The following is an 18,146-nucleotide window of genomic DNA, read 5'->3' on the forward strand; positions in this document are numbered from 1 at the left end:
CGAACCTTATGAGCAGCGAAATTCTATCCGTCCTCGAGTATATGGAGAAGGAGAAGGGCATCGAGCGCGCCGACATGATCTCGGCGATCGTCAATGCTATCAAAACTGCTGCCCAGAAGGGTGTTAACTCGGGCCAGGAACTGAAGATCGAGATCGATCCCAAAAACGGCCAACTGCATGCGTGGTCCATCCTGCGCGTGGTCGATTCCGTCAGCGATCCGAAGCTTGAGATCCACATCGAGAAGGCCGCCGCCCTGCAACCCGGCGCTCAACTCGGCGACCTCATCGAAAAGGAGATCGATCCGTCCTATCTCGGTCGTATCGCAGCCCAGACCGCTCGCCAGGCCATCATGCAGAAGCTGCGTCAGTTCGAGAAGGATCGCATCTACGATGACTTCAAGGACATGGTCGGCAACATCGTCACCGGCACCGTGCGTCGCCGTGAGCGCAACGACATCTATGTTGATCTCGGCAAGGCCGAGGCGCTGCTCATGGGCCGCGAGCAGGTTCCCGGCGAGGAATACCAGCCCGGCGACCGCATCCGCTGCCTCCTCGGCGCGATCGAAAGCACGCCGCGGGGCCCGGAGCTCATGCTGTCTCGCGCCAGCCCCCGTTTTGTCCGCCGTCTTTTTGAGCTCGAAGTCACCGAGATCGCCGATGGCACCGTCAGCATCGAAGCCTTTGCCCGCGAGCCGGGCTACCGCACCAAAATGGCGGTCATCTCCAACGACCCGAAGGTCGATCCCGTCGGCGCCTGCGTCGGCGCGCGCGGTGCTCGCGTGAAGTCGATCGTCCGTGAACTCAACGGCGAGAAGATCGATATCATCAATTATTTCCCGGATCCCGAGCAAATGGTCATGGAGGCGCTCAAGCCCGCCGTGCCCCGCGAGATTCAAATCGACGAACGCGGTCGTCGCATTCTGCTGCGCGTCGCCAACGAAGACCTCGCCATCGCCATCGGTCGCAAGGGCCAGAACGCCCGTCTCACCTCCCGCCTCATCGGTTGGAAAATCGACATTGAGGAATACAAGGAAGAGACCGTCGATGTGCAGGACGAAGCGACCAAGCGCCTCGCTTCGTCGCTCGACGTCTCCTACGAGCTCGCCACCCGCCTCGTCACCGCCGGTTTTGTCTCCCTCGAGATCTTCGAAGGTGTCGAAGCCGACGACCTCGAAGGGCAGGGCTTCTCTTCGGAGGAAGCGTCCTCCATTCTCGCCAAGGTCGCCGCGGCCCAGCACGGCGCCTAATCCCTCCTTCTCTTTTAAGCCTGCCCAAGCCAGCCCCTTTCGCCTAAGTCTGTATCCTAATCTCGCCTGATGAGCATCCGCATTCACGAACTCGCCAAGAAAATCGGCATGGAAAACAAGGCTCTCCTGACCTTGCTCAAAGAGCGCAACTTCGAGGTGAAGAGCGTTTCCAGCACGATTGACAACATCTCGGCCGAAGCGCTCGTGAATGAGTTTGGCAATCAGCCCGATGCAGACGCGACCGAAGCGCCCGCCACGGAAAAACCCGCCGCGGAGCCCGCCAAGGAGGTCAATGACGGCCCCACCGCGCCGTCGCAGGTCAAGCTCCCGCCGGGTGTCTTCGTGAAGTCGGCGGATGACGTCGAACGCGAAAAGGCCGCCAAGGCCGAGCAAGCCCGTCGCGAAGCCGAAGCCAAGGCCGCCGCCGCGCGTGCTCCCTCCGCTCCGGCTCCTGCGCCAGCGGCGCCGCCCCCTCCGCCGCCCGCGCCGACGACTTCCGCGCCGCGCCCCGTTTCCATTCCGCCGCCTCCGGGCCGCGCTCCCACGCCGCCGCCGGTCTCGCGGCCCAGTTCGCCGACGCCTCCGCCGGCTCCGGCCTCGTCCCCAGCTCCGGCTCCGCAAGTTTCCCGCCCCGCGCCCGCGCCGGTGCCGCCGCCGCGCCCACCGGCCAAGGGTCCGGTCGCTCCGCCCGCCGCTCCCTCCGCGCCCGCTCCGGCCGCCGAGGCCGAAGACGGCGAGCTGCGCACCGTGCAGGTGAAGCCGCCGATCATCGTGCGCGAATTCGCCCAGGTGCTGGGCCTCAAACCTTTCAAGCTCATCTCCGAATTGATGGAGCAGGGCGTGTTCGCCTCGATGAACCAAACCATCGAGGAGCCGGTCGCGATCGCGTTGGCTGAGAAGCACAACGTCATCCTCGAGGTGAAGCACCGCGGTGAAGGCCAGCAGCCCAACCAGCCGCCCACGGAGAAGGACATCAAGAAGCAGAAGGAAAAGGCCGCGGAGGAAGAGGAACGCAACCTCGAGACCCGCCCGCCGGTCGTCTGCATTCTCGGCCACGTCGACCACGGCAAGACCTCGCTGCTCGACACCATCCGCAAGGCCAACGTGGTCTCCGGCGAGGCCGGCGGTATCACCCAGCACATCGGTGCGTATCAGGTGATAAAGGACGACGCCAAGATCACCTTCCTCGACACTCCCGGTCACTCCGCCTTCAACAAGATGCGCGCCCGCGGCGCGCAGGTCACCGATATCGCCATCCTCGTGGTGGCGGCCGACGACGGCTTCATGCCGCAGACCGACGAAGCGCTTAAATACATCAAGGAGGCCGACGTTTCCCTCATCGTTGCCGTCAACAAGATGGACGTGAAGGGCGCCAACATCGATCAGGTGAAGACCCAGATGCAGCAGCGCGACATCGCGTCGGAAGACTGGGGCGGCCAGACCATCACCGTGCCGGTCTCCGCCATCAAGGGCGAGGGCATCGACGAGCTGCTCGAGATGATTCACCTCCAGGCCGAGGTGCTCGAACTCAAAGCCAACCCGAAGGCCGCCGCCTCAGGTATCGTCATTGAATCGCAGCTCGACGTGGGTCGCGGCCCGCTCGCGACGGTCATCGTCCAGCGCGGCACGCTCAAGGTCGGCGACGCCATCGTGTGCGGCAAGGAGTGGGCCAAGGTCCGCGCCATGTTCGACGATCAGGGCAAGAACGTGAAGGAAGCCGGCCCCGCCACGCCAGTGCGCGTCATCGGCTGGTCCGGCACGCCCGACAGCGGTGCGACCTTCAAGACGGTCAAGAACGCCCGCGAGGCCGAATCGATCGCCGAAGAGGTGGCCGATGAGCTCAAGAAGAAGATCTCCACCAAGGCCGCTGCGCCGAAGGAAGTTTCCGTCGAAGCACTCTTCGCCAACATCGCCGCGACCCAGGCCAAGACCCTCAAACTCGTCATCAAGAGCGATGTTTACGGTTCCGCCGAGGCGGTCCGGGGCATGCTCGAGGGCATCCAGAGCGACAAGGTTTCCGTCGAGATCGTGGCCAACGAAGTCGGCCTCGTGACCAAGACCGACGTGCAGCGCGCCAGCGCCGCCGGTGCCACCATTCTCGCCTTCAACACCAAGCTGGAGAACGGCGTCACCCCGCAGGCCAAGCACCACGGGGTGCGGATCGAGAGCTACAACATCATTTACGAGCTCATCGATTCCGTGCGCGACATGATGGCCGACCTGCTCGATCCGGAGCTCAAGGAGGTCAAGCTCGGCGCCGCCGAAGTCCGCGAGGTCTTCCCGCTCGCCAAAGGTTTTGTCGCCGGCTGTCTCGTCACTGAAGGCAAGATCATCCGCAACGCCGCCGCGCGCCTGCGCCGCGGCAAGGAAACTGTGCACGAAGGCAAAATCCAGACGCTCAAGCGCTTCAAGGACGACGCCAACGAGATCCGCGCCGGTCTCGAGTGCGGTATCAAGCTCGATGACTTCAACGGTTACGAGAAGGGCGACGTCATCGAAACCTACGAGATTCAAAAAGTCCGCGCCTCGCTCTGAGGCGCTCGTCCGTCCCGTCAACCTGCGCGCCGGTGGAAACCCGCCGGCGCCCTCAACCCGCCGCCCTTTCCATGTCCAATCGCACCGTCCGTATCGCCGAGCTCGTGCAACGGGAGTTGGGCGGGTATTTGCACACCAAATACAAGCAGGAGGCGGTCGCCATCACGGTGGCCGACGTGCAGGTCGCGCCCGATCTGAAGACGGGCAAGATCTACTTTTCCATTTTCGGCAACGAGGAGTCCGTGGCGGAGCAGTTCCGCTGGCTGCTGCGCAAACGCGCCGAGCTGCGCAAGGAGCTGGCCCAACGCATCAAGATCAAGTTTGCGCCCGACTGGGTGTTCCTGCTCGACGAAGCGGTGGAGCGGGGCAATCGCGTGCTCGATATCCTCGATGATCTGGCGCGGGAAGAAAAGGCCGCCGGGGACAACGCGGAGGGTGGATCGTCGTGATGGCGGAGCAGCCCAATTACCCGGCGCTGCATGATGGATTTCGGGCGCTGCTCAACGCCACCCAAGGCAAGACGATCGCGGTCGTGGGTCACGCCCGACCGGACGGCGATTGCATCGGTTCGCAGGTGGCCCTGGCGCGGGTATTGCGGGCGGCGGGACGACGCACGATTTGTGTGAACGCTGACGCCGTGCCGCGGCGACTGGACTTTGTCGCCAAGGGCGAGGCCTTCGTGAACATCGATGGACTCGGCGACGAGGACTGCGTGGCGATCTTTGTGGACTGCGCCGACCGGGAACGTCCGGGCGCCCGTCACGCGGCCCGCTTTCCGGAGGTGCTCGGCAACATCGATCATCACGTCTCCAATCAGGGTTACGCGGTGCAGAACTGTGTCGACCCGACCGCCGCCGCCACCTGTGAAATCCTGGCGGGACTGTTTCTCGATTTTGACCTGCCCATCGACGCGATCACCGCGCAGGCGCTCTATGCCGGTATCCTGACCGATACCGGGCAGTTCCGTTTCGCCTCGACCACCCACCGCACCTTCAAGTTCGCGGCGGAGCTCATGGCGTGCGGGGCCGATCCGGTGGAAGCCGGTTTCGAACTCTACGAACGTGAACCGGCGGGCAAGATGCAGCTGCTGCAACATTTCCTTGCCTCGTTCGAGATGCACGCCGAAGGCCGCATCTGCGTCGGCACGCTCTCGGACGGCGTGTTTGCCGAGACCGGCACCAACCACGAAGACACGGAAGGTTTGGTCGACTACGCCCGGGCCATCGATGGCGTTGTGATCGGTTGCCTGATTGAGGAGCGCGAGGACGGCGTGAAAGCGAGCCTGCGCTCCAAGGAAGCGGTGTATCGGGTGGACCAGATCGCCTCACAATTTAACGGCGGTGGTCACGCCTGCGCGGCAGGCTTGAATGTCAAAGGCATCTCCGCCGCGGAGTTTCGCTCGCAGTTGGTCGCCGCACTCACGGCACGACTGGACGAAGTGCAGGCGGGCGAGGGGATATAAGGCAGCTTTCAACATGCTCGGACCGAAGAAGGAATTCGAGGGCGTCCTCCTGGTGGACAAGCCCACAGACCACACGTCGCACGACGTTGTCGCGCGCCTGCGCGGCAAGCTGAAGATGAAGCGGATCGGCCACGCCGGCACGCTCGACCCCTCGGCCACCGGGCTGCTGGTCATGCTGGTCGGCAAGGCGACCCGCGTCTCGCAATACATGATGAGCGCGGAAAAGGAATACACCGGCACCGTGAAACTCGGCGAGGTCACCAACACGCAGGATGCCGACGGCGAGGTGTTGGAAACGCGTCCGGTCGGCGAACTGAGCGAGGCCGATATCGTCGCCGCGATGAAGACCTTCAAAGGCGACCAGTATCAGACGCCGCCCATGTTTTCCGCCATCAAGATCGACGGTAAACCGCTCTACAAATCCGCCCGCAAAGGCGAGGAAGTGGAGCGCGAGCCGCGCTTCATTCGCGTGATGCAGTTCGACCTCAAACGCTGGGCTGCGCCCGAGATCGATTTTCTGGTGCGGTCCAGCAAGGGCACCTACGTGCGCACCCTGGCGCATGATCTCGGTCAGAAGCTCGGCTGCGGTGGCCACCTCAAAAACCTGCGCCGCACGGCGTCCGGTGATTTGCGAGTCGAGCAGTCGCTGCCGCTTGAGGCCCTGCTCGAAATGCCCTTGCCGGACCTCGAAAAGCGCTTGTTGCCGGTGCATCAGGTCGCGCCCAGCATCGCACTGTGACGCTTCCCGCCCAACTCGACGGCCTGGCTGCGGCGCGCGATTTGCCGCGTAGGCCGCTGCATGTGGCGATCGGGATGTTTGACGGTGTCCATCTGGGGCATCGTGCGGTGGTGGAGGCGGCCGCTGCTTCGGCGCGCCAATCGGGTGGTTTGGCGGTGGCGCTGACCTTTGACCCGCACCCGAGTCGGTTACTGCGACCGGATGCGGCCGTGCCGTTGTTGCAGCCGGCGGGGATTCGGGGACGCCGCCTGGTGGCGGCCGGACTGGACGCGGTCATCACCCAGCCGTTCACGGCCGAGTTTGCCGCCATCGAGGCCGACGACTTTTTGCCCATGCTCATGGCCGCGTTGCCGACCTTGCGCACGATCTACGTCGGCGAGAATTGGCGTTTTGGCCGCGGGCGGCGGGGCGACATTGACCTGCTCACCACCGAGGCCAAACGGCATGGCTTGCGGATCTTCAGCGCCCCCCGGGTTAACTTTGATGGCGAGCCTATCAGCAGCACGCGAATCCGAGCCGCCTTGCGTGAAGGACAGCTCGACCTCGTGAATGCGATGCTTGGCTACACCTACGCCACCGATGGTTTGGTGCGGGAAGGGCAACGGCTCGGGCGCACGATTGGGTTTCCGACCTTGAACATCCCCTGGGCGCCGGAGTGTGCGCCGCGGCTGGGGGTTTACGCGGTGCGGATGCGTCGGGCGGTGCGAACGTCCGGTGATTCCGCATGCTGGCAAGGCGTGGCCAACTACGGCGTGCGTCCGACGGTCGCGGCGGAGGCCGACGCGACGCCGATTCTGGAGGTGCATGCGTTTGCAACCCCGCCGTTTGGACCGGGAGATCACATCGAAGTCGAGTGGTGTGCCTTCCTGCGCGACGAGCGCAAGTTTGACGGAGTGGAGGCGCTGCGGCAGCAGATCGAACAGGACGCCGCGGCGGCGCGGCGCTTTTTTGCGCCCGGGACGTAGTGGCCGCTGCCGGCAAATCGACCGGCTGGCGAAAATTTTTCTTGCGGAGGAGAGGGACGGTTATGCTTACTCCCCGGCTCCCGATTTTCGGACCCTTAGCTCAGTTGGTTAGAGCGCTTCCTTGACATGGAAGAGGTCACAGATTCGAGTTCTGTAGGGTCCACCATCGGTAGGTAAGCAACGAAAGGAGAGGACGTTGCGAAACCGTCTTGAAGTTGGGCGGCTCCCTGCGCTCACTGGCCGCGCTCCATGCTGCAGACCCTGACCATTCGCAATCTCGCCCTCCTAGAGGAGGTGTCGCTTGAGTTCGATGAGGGTTTTACCGTGGTCACGGGTGAAACCGGCGCGGGCAAAAGCATCCTGCTGGGCGCGCTCAGTTTGTTGGCGGGGGAGCGGGTCGAGAAGACCGTGATTCGCCAGGGCGCGGACGCTTGCGAAGTGGAGGCGGCGCTGTGGTTTGCCGATCCGTCTCGGATCGACGCGGTGCTCGCCGCGCTGGACCTTCCGGCCTGCGAGGACGGTGTCTTGCTGCTCAAACGTAGTCTTGCCCGCACGCGCGCGCCCAAAATCAGCGTCAACGGCAGCATGACCACGCTGGGTAACCTGCAACAGCTCGGGGAGGCCTGGATTGATTTTCATGGCCCGAGTGAGCCGCGTCGTTTGCTCAAACCCCAGTGTCAGTTGGAGCTGCTTGATCTTTACGCCCAATCCGGGGAGGCATTGGCGGCGTATCAGGAAAGTTATGACGCTTGGCGAAAGCTGCGAGGCGATCGTGAACGCCTGGTCAAGCAGGACCGGTTGTCGGCGGATCAAATCGAGTTCATGGGCCAGCAGCTCAAGCGGCTCGACGCCCTCGATCTTACGAGCGAGGCCGTTGAGGCCTTGGAGCGTGACTTTACCCGGGTGAGTCGGGCGCAGGAGCTGAGTGAACTGGCGCAGGCGCTCGAAGCGGGGCTCAGCGGCGAGGAGGGCATCGCGCCACAGCTGGCGCCGTTGCTGCGCGCGGCCCGGGAGTTGGCCGAGCTGGATGAGGCGGCGGGAACGCTGGCCGATCGGCTGCAGGCCTCGGCGATCGAGTTGGCCGACCTGGCGGGAGAATACGCCAATCTGGGCGGGCAGTTTTCTTTTGAGCCCGATGAAGTGGAGTCCCTGCACACGCGCATGAACGCGTGGTTGGAGGCGAAGCGGAAGCACGGTGGCGAGCTCGCTGCGGTCACCGCGGCCCGGGAAGACTTGCGGCAGCGCTTGGATAGCCAGGGCGACATCGCAGGTGCCCTGGCCAAGCTCGACCAGCGGATCGCGACCGCGAAGAAGGCGGCGCAGAGCCAGGCGGCGGCGTTGCGGGAGCAGCGGACCAAGGCGGCGGTCAAGCTGTCCAAGGTCGCGGCCAAGTCGATCGCCCGGTTGGGCTTCAAGAAGTCGGAGTTCCGGATCGAAGTCAGTGCGACGGCGGAGCTGGGCCCCAGCGGTGATTCGGCGGTGGAGTTTCTGTTTTCCCCCAACGTGGGCGAGGAGGCGTTGCCCCTGAACCGCATCGCGTCGAGCGGCGAACTGGCGCGGGTGATGTTGGCCTTGAAGACGGTGCTGGCCGACCTCGACGCCGTGCCCGTGCTGGTCTTTGACGAAGTGGATGCCAACGTGGGCGGTGAGATCGGCCGCGTGGTGGGGGAACAAATGGCAGGGATCGGCGCCAATCATCAGGTGTTGTGCGTGACGCACCTGCCGCAGGTGGCCGCGCAGGGGCGGGCGCACTTGGTGGTGGAGAAGGATCAGTCGAAGGACCGGGTTTCCGTTTCGATCACGCCCATCGACGGCGACCGGACGGCGCGCATCGACGAGCTGGCGCGGATGTTGGGTGATCGCAAGGCGGCCAGCGCCCGCGCGCATGCCGAAGAGTTGTTGGGGTAGGACGGGTCTGGGATTGCCCGCGCTTTGGTGAGCTTTGATGCTTGGGGCATGATTCGTCTACCCCGTCGTCTTGGTTTTTCGCTCTTGTTTGCGCTTTGTTTGGGGGCGATCACGTCGCTGGCAGATCCCTTGAAGGTGCTCTATTTCACCAAATCGGCGGGATGGGAGCACGACGTGGTCAAGTGGGCCGAACCTGGTTCGCCGAGTTATTCGGAACGCGTGTTGTTGGCGTTGGGGGCGGGGCACGATATCGCTTTCACCTTCAGCAAGGATGGCAGCTTGTTTTCGCCGGAGTATTTGGACCAGTTCGACGTGGTGTTCTTCTATACCAGCGGGAACTTGGAAATGAGTGGAACTGACAAGGCGCCTCCCATGAGTGCCGCCGGGAAAGTGGCGCTGTTGGATTGGGTGGCGCAGGGCGGTGGGTTCATGGCCGTGCACGCCGGCGCGGACTGCTTCCACACCTACGAACGTTACGATGGCAACCCGCCGCAGGAACTGCGCGGGCATCGCTACGAAACGAATGGCGAGGCGTCCGATCCCTACGTGAAGATGTTGGGCGGTGAGTTCATCAACCACGGACCGCAGCAAGTCGCGACGGCGCGAGTGGTGAGCAACGCCTTTCCCGGCATGGAAAAGCTGGGGGCGGAGATTTCGGTGCTGGAAGAGTGGTATTCATTGAAGGAATACGCGCCGCGCAATCACGTGCTGCTGGTGTTGGAGACCGCTGGTATGGAAGGCTCGGATTATGATCGTCCCGACTACCCGATTGCGTGGGCCAAGGCCTATGGCAAAGGGCGCGTTTACTACAACGCCATGGGGCATCGTGAGGATGTGTGGGATGCCGACTACTATCAGGCGATGTTGGTCGGTGCGCTTGACTGGGTGGGCGGACGTCGTGAGGCGGAGATTGAGCCGAATCTGCTGGAGGCGGCGCCCGGCGCGATGGAGCTCCCGCCGCGGCGGAAGTAAGGCGTGGAGTGGAGGCGGGCCCCGGCGGCCCCGCCGATGTGCGTCAGCCGAGAGGAATCCAGTAGCGCTGCACGAGGCCGGGGTGGACGCGGCCGGGCACTTCGTTTGCGAAGACGCCGCCGTTTTTCAGGATGGCGCCGGCTGAGCCCACGTTGTCGCGGCTGCAGGTGATGAGGGCGCGGGTGATGCCGCGAGCGCGGGCTTGCAACAAGGTGGCGGCGAGGATGGCGGTGGCGTGGCCGCGACGTCGCGCGGACGGTCGCACGCCGTAGCCGATGTGGCCGCCCTCAATGAGCAATTTTTCGTTCAATTCGTGCCGGAGGTTGGAAACGGCCACGACCTCTGTGTCGTTTTCGACCAGCCAATAGGTCGTGTGAGGCACGTAGCCCTCGGGAAGGGCATCGCCACGTGAACAGGCTTCTAGGTTCGCAAGGAAGGCGGAGAAGTCATCTGTGGGAAACGCCAGGACGAACGGCACGAGGTCCTCCCCGCGCTCGCGAAATTCCGCGACGAGGCTCAGGTAGGAGTCGCGCCAGCGGGCAGACGGGGCTTCAAGGGTCGTGCTCATGGAAGCCTAAACGGTCGGGCCGGCCGGCGGGGCAAGTCAGAGGTAGATGCCGCCGCCGAGCAGGCGCGGACCGTCGTAAAGCGCGAGGATCTGGCCGGCGGCGAGTCCGCGTTGGGGTTCGGCGAAGCGGATCGTGGCACTGGTCGGCTCATTGGGATCGGGCGTGAAACTAAGCGGCACGCGCGGATCGCGGTAGCGCACCTTGCCCTCCAGGTCGCAAGCGGTGGTCGGCGGGTGGGGCGTGTTCCAGCGCAGGCTATGCACCTTGACCTCGCCGGTGTGCAAACCCGGGGCGGCGGGGCCGTCGAAGGCCACGAGCAAGGCGCGGTCGGAGGCACGTTTGCCGACGACGACGTAGGCTTTGCCGTCGGTGTTGGAGGGGATGCCGATGCCGCGGCGCTGGCCGAGGGTGTAAAAGTGCAGGCCGCGGTGCTCGCCGAGCACGGTTTCGTCGGTGGCGCGCACGATGGGACCGGGCGCGTCAGGCACGTATTCGCGGAGGAAGTCCGCCATCTTGATCTGACCGATGAAGCAGATGCCCTGGCTGTCCTTCTTGGCCGCGTTGGGCAGTCCGGCGTCGGCCGCCAGGCGACGCAGGTCGGGCTTGAGCAAATGGCCAATCGGGAAACGGGCGCCGGCGAGTTGCGCCTGATTGAGCAGGGCGAGGAAGTAGGTTTGGTCCTTGTTGGGGTCGGCGCCCTCGATGAGTTCGAAGGTGCCGTCGTCGCGTTCGCGGCGCTGCGCGTAGTGACCGGTGGCGACGGCATCGAAACCGTGGTCGCGTGCCCACTGGGCGAATACGCCGAATTTGATGTCTCGGTTGCACATCACATCCGGGTTGGGCGTTTGGCCGCGTTGGTAGCCGTCGAGCAGGTAGGCGACAACGCGATCGCGGTATTCCTCCATGAGGTTGACCACCCGAAAAGGGATGCCGAGGTGCTCGGCGACGGCGCGAGCGTCGACGATGTCCTGCTGCCACGGGCAGTCGCCGATGATTTCGTCCTCGTTGATCCAGTTCTTCATGTAGGCCGCCTCAACGTCGTGCCCGGCCTGCTTCAGCAGCAGCGCGGCGACAGCGCTGTCGACGCCGCCGGAGAGAGCTACGAGGGTGCGGGAGGAAGGCATTTCGGAATTACAGACTATGATTTACGGTCTGGGAATGGGGCAGCGGAGGAAATCGTAAATCGTAAATCATCCGGCTTCATTTCGTCCTGGTTGCGAGCTTGCGTCGATTTGCGCCTTGAGCGCTTCGTGGCTCGGTCGATGCTGTCGAGTCCCAACCGCTCCATGTCTTCCCGCGCCAACCGCATCGTTCAAGCCTGGCTCACGTCGCCCACCTCGGGGGTGTTGGAGCTGGCCCGTGACTGGCGGGCGCGTCATGCGCCGCCGGTGAAGTTTTCCGGTGGCCTGCGGGTCGCCGGTCTGAAGCGCGTGCGCGACCATTCGTTTGGCAACGAAAGCGGGTATTTCGTCAGTCGGACCGGTCGTATCTACTTTTTCCTGCCGGTGGATGCGCATCCCAAGCCGTTTGCGCGGCGGTCGGCGGTTTATCTGGCGGGTGACTTCAACGGTTGGGGCGAGGCCATCGGCCGTGAGGAATGGGAGTTGCGTGAAGCTACGCTCGACCGGCAGCCGGTGCTGTTGTGGTGCGGCGACGCGGAGCCGTTTTTGTCGGGACCGCCGCAACGGTTCAAATTTGTCGATGGCGAAGGACATTGGTATGAGGTGCCGGCCCATGCGCCGAACACGGTTTTTGACGAAGGAGGCAACCGCAACCGTCTGCTCGACCCGGAGCGCACGGGGCAGCACCTGTTCTCCTTTGAGTTGCGGGAGCCGATTGACCTGACCCAATCGTGGCGGGCGCATTGGTCGGGTAGTGATGCCGACCATTCGGTGCCGCTGCGTCCCGGAGAATTTTTCTTCCGACTTGAGTCCAAGCTGCCGCAGGGCGCACGCATCGAGGACGGCGACACCGTGTTTCGCCTGTTCGCCCCTCGGGCAAAAGAAGTGAAGCTGGCGCTGCGCAATCCGGAGGCTTTGGCGGAGGAGCCTGAGCTGCTGGCCATGGAACGATCGGGGGCTGATCCGCTGACCTGGGAGGTCACCGTGGAAGGCAATTTGCACGGTTGGTTTTATCACTATCACGTTGATGGTCCGCGCGATGATTTTGGGCTGTTTGATCCCCTGCAGCCAGTGCTCGACCCCTACGCCTTGGCCGCGGTGGGACGGGAAGGTCCGGGGGTGGTGATCGATCGGAGTCAGGTGCAGCTCGATCCGGCTCGCGATGCGTTTCGCACGCCGGCCTGGCAGGACCTGATTATGTGTGAAGCGCATGTGCGTGATTTGATCGCGCATGCGCCGATCGACCTCGACGAAGAGGAACGGCGGGGCTTCGCCGGCCTGGCGAAGTGGGTGCGCAGTCCGGCGTTCTACCTGCACCGGCTGGGCGTGAATTGCGTCGAGCTGCAACCGATTCAGGAGTTCGATAACGAGACCCGGGCGGACTACCACTGGGGCTACATGACCAACAACTACTTCGCGCCGGAGAGCAGCTACGCGCTCGAGCCGGCGAAGGCGTCGGGCATCGGCGAGTTGCAGGACGTGGTGCGCGCGTTTCACGAGCGAGGCATCGCGGTCGTGCTGGACGTGGTCTACAATCACGTCGGGGTGCCGGGGCACCTCATGTTCGTCGACAAGCTTTATTACTTCGAGTTGGGCGGCGACGGTTCGCTTTCGAATTGGAGCGGTTGCGGCAACGACTTCCGGGCCGATGCGGCGATGGCCATGCGGTTGATCATAGAAAGCTGCACGCACCTGATCGAAACCTACGGCGTGGACGGGTTCCGCTTTGATCTCGCCGAGTTGCTTGGGGTGGAAGTGCTCAAGCAGATCGAGGTCGCCCTCAAGCGAGTGAAGCCTGACGTCGTGTTGATCGCCGAGCCGTGGAGTTTCCGGGGGCACATTGCCGGGGCCCTGAGCGAGACCGGCTGGGCCTCTTGGAACGATGGATACCGCCGGTTCCTCAAGGAATATGTGCGCGGCGGCAGTTCGCGGGAGACCTTCGAATATTACCTTAAGGGGTCGCCCTGGCACTTTGCCCACTGGCCCGCGCAGACCGTCAACTACGTCGAATCACACGATGACCGCACCTGGATTGACGAGATCACCGAAAACGAGGACGGCAACGGTCACCTCGCGACGGCCAACGACCGCCGTCGCACCCACCTGATGGCGGCGGTGCTCTTCAGCTCGATCGGCATCCCGATGATCTCGGCCGGTCAGGATTTCCTGCGGTCGAAGCACGGCGTCAACAACACCTACCTCCGCGGCGACCTGAACGCATTGGACTACCGGCGTATGGAGCGGTTTTCGGGGTCCCACGCGTATTTTGCGGAGTGGATCGCCTTCCGTCGTTCGGAAACCGGACGCCTGCTGCGGCACTATTCGCGGGCCTCGGAGGGATTTTTCCACTTTTGGTTCGCGCCGGACACCGCGGCGGCGGCGGTGCTCTACAACGCCGATCTCTCGGCGGGGACCGATCAATTGCTTTTCCTGATCAATCCGACCCTGCATGACGTCGAAATCGAGGTCGACGACTCCGTCGCGGGCTGGATCTGGCGGCGTTTGGCCGATCACGAGCATTTTGAACGGGCCGATTTGCCCCGCTGGCAAAGTGAACTCGGGGCCCGCCTCTGGGTGCCGGCGCTCGGCTGCGGGCTTTGGCAAAAGGTGGGGAAGGGGACCTGAATCGGCCATGAGCCTGTTTCATCTTCCTGCGACTGATACGGTTAGCTCCGCCGTCGGGCGGTGGCCAAGATACGAACAGGTCACAACAAGCAATGCCCGGGAAAACCCCTTGCCATGCGCAAGGCGCCCGATTTCGCTCTCACTTCCCCGCGCCCGTAGGGTGCGGTTCACCTGAAACAGCATATAACTATCTACACTGGAGAAACCCATGGCAGTAAAAGTTGGCATCAATGGTTTTGGCCGCATCGGGCGCTTGGTCTTCCGCGCTCTCGTTGAGCAGGGCCTGCTCGGCGATACTCTCGACGTTGTGGCCGTGAACGACCTCGTTCCCGCCGACAACCTCGCTTACCTTCTGAAGTATGACTCCACGCAGGGTCGCTTCAACGGCACCGTGAGCAGCAAGAAGTCCTCCCCGGACGTCGCTGAAGATGACGTGCTCGTCGTGAACGGTAAGGAAATCAAGGTCCTCGCGGTTCGCGAGGGTCCCGCCGCTCTCCCGTGGGGTGAGTTGGGTGTCGATCTCGTGATCGAGTCCACCGGTCTCTTCACCGAGGACAAGAAGGCCCAGGGCCACATCGCCGCGGGTGCCAAGAAGGTCATCATCTCGGCTCCGGCCAAGGGTGACGTCGCCACCGTCGTCATGGGCGTGAACGACGCGACCCTCGACGTGGCCAGCACCAACCTCATTTCCAACGCCTCCTGCACCACGAACTGCCTCGCGCCGCTCGTGCACGTGCTCCTCAAGGAAGGTATCGGCATCGAGGAAGGTCTCATGACCACCGTCCACTCCTACACCGCGACCCAGAAGACGGTCGACGGTCCTTCCAAGAAGGACTGGAAGGGTGGCCGCGCCGCCGCGATGAACATCATCCCCTCCACCACCGGTGCCGCCAAGGCCGTGGGCCTCGTTTGCCCCGAGGTGAAGGGCAAGCTCACCGGTATGGCCTTCCGCGTGCCGACCCCGACCGTCTCCGCCGTCGACCTGACCGTAAAGACCGTCAAGGAGACCTCGCTCGCCGAGATCAACGCGCTCCTCAAGACCGCGTCCGAGACCTACCTCAAGGACATCCTCGGCTACACCGAGGACGAGGTCGCCTCCTCCGACTTCATCCACGACAAGCTTTCGTCGATCTACGACGCGGGCTCCTCGATCGAGCTCAACAGCAAGTTCTTCAAGCTGGTGAGCTGGTATGACAACGAGTGGGGCTACTCCAACCGCGTCGTCGATCTCGCCAAGAAGATCGCCGCCGCCCTCTAAGCTCCTTCAACCCTGTTCCGGCCCACGGAACACACAGAATACACGGACCAACCGCAGCCGACGCTTCCGTGTCTTCCGTGTGTTCCGTGGGCCACTTTCATTTTTAACCGTCATGTCCGCCTTCAAATCCATTCGCGATCTCGACCTCGCCGGCAAACGCGTCCTCATCCGCGTCGATTTCAACGTCCCGCAAGACAAGGCCACCGGTGCGATCACCAACAACCAGCGCATCGTCGCCGCGCTGCCGACCGTCCAGCACGCCTTGGACGCCGGAGCCTCTGTCGTGCTCATGAGCCATCTCGGCCGTCCGAATGGTCAGGCGAACCCCAAGTTCACCCTCAAGCCCGTCGCCGACGAGCTCGCCAAACTGCTCGGCCGCGAGGTCCAGTTTGCCAGCGACTGTGTCGGTCCTGCGGTCGAGGCCCAGGCCGCCGCCCTGCAGCCGGGCCAGGTGCTCCTGCTCGAGAACCTGCGTTATCACATCGAGGAAGAGGGCAAGGCCAAGGACGCCGACGGCAACTCCGTCAAAGCCGATCCGGCCGCGGTCGAGGCCTTCCGCGCCAGCCTCACCAAGATGGGCGACGTTTACGTCAACGACGCCTTTGGCACCGCGCACCGCGCGCACTCCTCCATGGTCGGCGTGGCTCTGGCCGAGAAGGCCGCCGGCTTCCTCATGGAAAAGGAGATCAAGGCCTTCAACAAGGTGCTCGATAATCCCGAGAAGCCGCTGCTTGCCATCCTCGGCGGCGCCAAGATCGCCGACAAGATTCCGCTCATCACCAACCTGCTGGAAAAGGCCGACAAGATCATCATCGGCGGCGGCATGGCCTACACCTTCAAAAAGAAGATCAACGGCATGGCCATCGGCAACAGCCTCTTCGACGAGAAGGGCGCCGAGATCGTCGAAGAACTCTCCGCCAAGGCCAAGGAGAAGGGCGTGGAGCTTATCTTCCCGGTCGACTACGTTTGCGCCGACGACTTCAGCCCGGACGCCAACACCCAAAGCGCCACCGACGAGACCGGCATCCCGGACGGTTGGGAAGGCCTCGACGCCGGCCCGAAGTCGATCGAGCTCTACCGCAAGGCCATCCTCGAATCCAAGACCATCATCTGGAATGGTCCGGCGGGCGTGTTTGAATTCGAAAAATTCGCCGGCGCGACCAAGGCCCAGGCCGCGGCCGTCGCTGAAGCGACCGCCAACGGCGCGACCTCCGTGGTCGGAGGCGGTGACACCGCCACGGCTGCCAAGAAGTTCGGCGTGGCCGACAAGGTTTCCCATTGCTCCACCGGTGGAGGCGCCTCCCTCGAGTTCCTCGAAGGCAAGGTCCTTCCCGGCGTCGCGTTCCTGTCGGCCTGAACTCAGCTGGCCGACTTTAAGCTCCAACCCTTCCCAAACTTATGATCCGCAAGAAACTCATCGCCGGTAACTGGAAGATGAACAAGACCTCGGGCGAAGCCGCTGACCTCGTGAAGGACATCGTCGCCGAGGTCGGTCGCAGCAATGACGTCGACGTCGTGGTGTGCCCGCCGTTCACCTCCCTCGAGTCCGTCGGCAAGGCTCTCGATGGCTCCAGCGTTAAGCTCGGTGGCCAGAACATGCATCCGCAACCCAGCGGCGCCTACACGGGCGAAGTCTCCGCCGAGATGCTCCGCTCGCTCTTCGCCAGCTTCGTCATCCTCGGTCACAGCGAACGCCGCACCTACTTCGGTGAGACGGACGCCTTCATCAACCAGAAGGTCACCGCCGCGATCAAGGCCGAGCTCAAGCCCATCCTTTGCGTGGGTGAAACCCTCGCCGAGCGCGAAGCCGAGTCCACGCTGCAGGTCGTGCAGACCCAGCTCGAAGGCGGCCTCGAAGGCGTGACCAAGGAGCAGGCCACCAGCGTCGTCATCGCCTACGAGCCCGTCTGGGCCATCGGCACCGGCAAGGTCGCCACGACCGAGCAGGCGCAGGAGGTGCATGCTTTCATTCGCGGGTTGCTCGGCAAGCTCTTCGGCGCGTCCGTGGGCAACAAGATCCGCATCCTCTACGGCGGTTCGATGAAGCCGGCCAACGCGCCGGAACTGCTCGCGCAGCCCGACATCGACGGCGGTCTCATCGGTGGCGCTTCGCTCGAGTCGCGCAGCTTCGTCGACCTCGTCAACGCCGCCGCCAAAGCGAGCTAAGCGGTTCGACCATTTGTCCTTCTTTCGAAGCCCGGCCCTTTGGTCGGGCTTCTTTATGCCTGCAATTGCCGAAGCGTCCGCCCGATTTCGGCGAGGTAGTTGGGATGCCACAGCTCGTGGTCGGCCTTCGGCACCACCGTGTAGGTGGAGTGCTGGTAGAAATCGCGGATCGACTCCGCGCGGCGGTGCATCTGGGCGTCCTCCTTGGACCCGACAAGCACATCTGCCGGCGTGGCCGGGTTGCCCTCCTGCAGCGAGATCATCCAGCGCTGTGGTTCGTCGTCGTCCTCGAGAAAGAAGGGCGAGATGGAGCCGAGGATGAGGTGTTTGGCTTCGAGCGCGCCCAGATGCGCGTAGAGCGCGCCGAGCGAAAACCCCATCACGATACGGCCTGCCGTCTGGGCGCGGACCTGGCCAAACACCGAGGTGCTGCCAAAGGCCGGTTGCGGGCCTTCCCAGTGCAGTTTCACGAAATCGGTCGCCCAGCCTTCGCTTTGCACGAAGTCGGTGAAGGGACGGAAGCGGCGTTCCGCTCCCGGCATGGGGGGCACGATGGTGAGGGTGGGCATGAGCGGGGAA

The 18,146-nt window shown here is 63.7% G+C and carries 15 protein-coding genes and 1 tRNA gene; 13 read left to right on the forward strand and 3 right to left on the reverse strand.

What is annotated here, in order from left to right:
- Positions 1-8: 8 nt before the first annotated feature.
- The 9 genes from nusA (at position 9) to AC0MRV_RS14695 (ending at position 9,828) form a co-directional block, all read left to right on the forward strand.
- Positions 9-1,247, forward strand: coding sequence for a transcription termination factor NusA (nusA, locus tag AC0MRV_RS14655; protein ID WP_472765238.1), 1,239 nt, complete (start codon positions 9-11; stop codon positions 1,245-1,247).
- 69 nt (positions 1,248-1,316) lie between these two features.
- Entirely contained in the window at positions 1,317-3,782 is a 2,466-nt protein-coding gene (infB, locus tag AC0MRV_RS14660; protein WP_472765239.1) for a translation initiation factor IF-2, read from the forward strand.
- A 71-nt stretch (positions 3,783-3,853) separates the two neighbouring features.
- Positions 3,854-4,231, forward strand: a complete 378-nt coding sequence (gene rbfA, locus AC0MRV_RS14665; RefSeq protein WP_472765240.1) for a 30S ribosome-binding factor RbfA — start codon at positions 3,854-3,856, stop codon at positions 4,229-4,231.
- The gene (locus tag AC0MRV_RS14670) at positions 4,231-5,244 is read left to right on the forward strand and encodes a DHH family phosphoesterase (protein WP_472765241.1); all 1,014 of its coding nucleotides are present in this window, start codon (positions 4,231-4,233) and stop codon (positions 5,242-5,244) included. Before rbfA ends, AC0MRV_RS14670 begins: the two co-directional genes overlap by 1 nt.
- 13 nt (positions 5,245-5,257) lie before the next feature.
- Complete coding sequence (gene truB, locus AC0MRV_RS14675) at positions 5,258-5,983, forward strand: tRNA pseudouridine(55) synthase TruB (RefSeq protein WP_472765242.1); 726 nt, start codon at positions 5,258-5,260, stop codon at positions 5,981-5,983.
- Complete coding sequence (gene ribF / locus AC0MRV_RS14680) at positions 5,980-6,948, forward strand: riboflavin biosynthesis protein RibF (RefSeq protein WP_472765243.1); 969 nt, start codon at positions 5,980-5,982, stop codon at positions 6,946-6,948. The genes truB and ribF overlap by 4 nt, the downstream gene beginning before the upstream one ends.
- 89 nt (positions 6,949-7,037) lie before the next feature.
- Positions 7,038-7,114: transfer RNA gene (locus AC0MRV_RS14685), tRNA-Val, on the forward strand.
- Between the two features lie 83 nt (positions 7,115-7,197).
- Positions 7,198-8,856 (forward strand): DNA repair protein RecN, encoded by a 1,659-nt coding sequence (recN, locus tag AC0MRV_RS14690; RefSeq protein WP_472765244.1) that lies wholly within the window; start codon positions 7,198-7,200, stop codon positions 8,854-8,856.
- 48 nt (positions 8,857-8,904) lie between these two features.
- Positions 8,905-9,828 (forward strand): ThuA domain-containing protein, encoded by a 924-nt coding sequence (locus tag AC0MRV_RS14695; RefSeq protein ID WP_472765245.1) that lies wholly within the window; start codon positions 8,905-8,907, stop codon positions 9,826-9,828.
- A gap of 43 nt (positions 9,829-9,871) precedes the next feature.
- Here AC0MRV_RS14695 and AC0MRV_RS14700 read toward each other — a convergent pair whose 3' ends face one another.
- Together AC0MRV_RS14700 and mnmA are read right to left on the reverse strand one after the other, a co-directional pair.
- Positions 9,872-10,396, reverse strand: a complete 525-nt coding sequence (locus tag AC0MRV_RS14700; RefSeq protein ID WP_472765246.1) for a GNAT family N-acetyltransferase — start codon at positions 10,394-10,396, stop codon at positions 9,872-9,874.
- Positions 10,397-10,432: 36 nt separating this feature from the next.
- On the reverse strand, positions 10,433-11,521 hold the full coding sequence (mnmA, locus tag AC0MRV_RS14705; protein WP_472765247.1) for a tRNA 2-thiouridine(34) synthase MnmA: 1,089 nt from the start codon (positions 11,519-11,521) through the stop codon (positions 10,433-10,435).
- Positions 11,522-11,683: 162 nt separating this feature from the next.
- Here mnmA and AC0MRV_RS14710 point away from each other — a divergent pair, with 162 nt between their 5' ends.
- From AC0MRV_RS14710 to tpiA, 4 genes are all read left to right on the forward strand, one after another.
- Entirely contained in the window at positions 11,684-14,143 is a 2,460-nt protein-coding gene (locus AC0MRV_RS14710; protein WP_472765248.1) for a hypothetical protein, read from the forward strand.
- A gap of 208 nt (positions 14,144-14,351) precedes the next feature.
- The gene (gene gap / locus AC0MRV_RS14715; protein ID WP_472765249.1) at positions 14,352-15,401 is read left to right on the forward strand and encodes a type I glyceraldehyde-3-phosphate dehydrogenase; all 1,050 of its coding nucleotides are present in this window, start codon (positions 14,352-14,354) and stop codon (positions 15,399-15,401) included.
- 112 nt (positions 15,402-15,513) lie between these two features.
- Positions 15,514-16,758, forward strand: coding sequence for a phosphoglycerate kinase (gene pgk, locus AC0MRV_RS14720; RefSeq protein WP_472765250.1), 1,245 nt, complete (start codon positions 15,514-15,516; stop codon positions 16,756-16,758).
- A 41-nt stretch (positions 16,759-16,799) separates the two neighbouring features.
- Positions 16,800-17,567, forward strand: coding sequence for a triose-phosphate isomerase (gene tpiA, locus AC0MRV_RS14725; RefSeq protein WP_472765251.1), 768 nt, complete (start codon positions 16,800-16,802; stop codon positions 17,565-17,567).
- A gap of 53 nt (positions 17,568-17,620) precedes the next feature.
- On the opposite strand, the gene AC0MRV_RS14730 is transcribed toward tpiA, so the two are convergent.
- Positions 17,621-18,136 carry an alpha/beta fold hydrolase gene (locus tag AC0MRV_RS14730; protein WP_472765252.1) on the reverse strand — a complete coding sequence of 172 codons (516 nt, stop codon included), beginning with the start codon at positions 18,134-18,136 and terminating at the stop codon, positions 17,621-17,623.
- Between the last annotated feature and the right edge of the window lie 10 nt (positions 18,137-18,146).

Origin of the sequence: Actomonas spartinae (assembly GCF_051209155.1) — a bacterium.
GTDB lineage: Bacteria > Verrucomicrobiota > Verrucomicrobiia > Opitutales > Opitutaceae > Actomonas.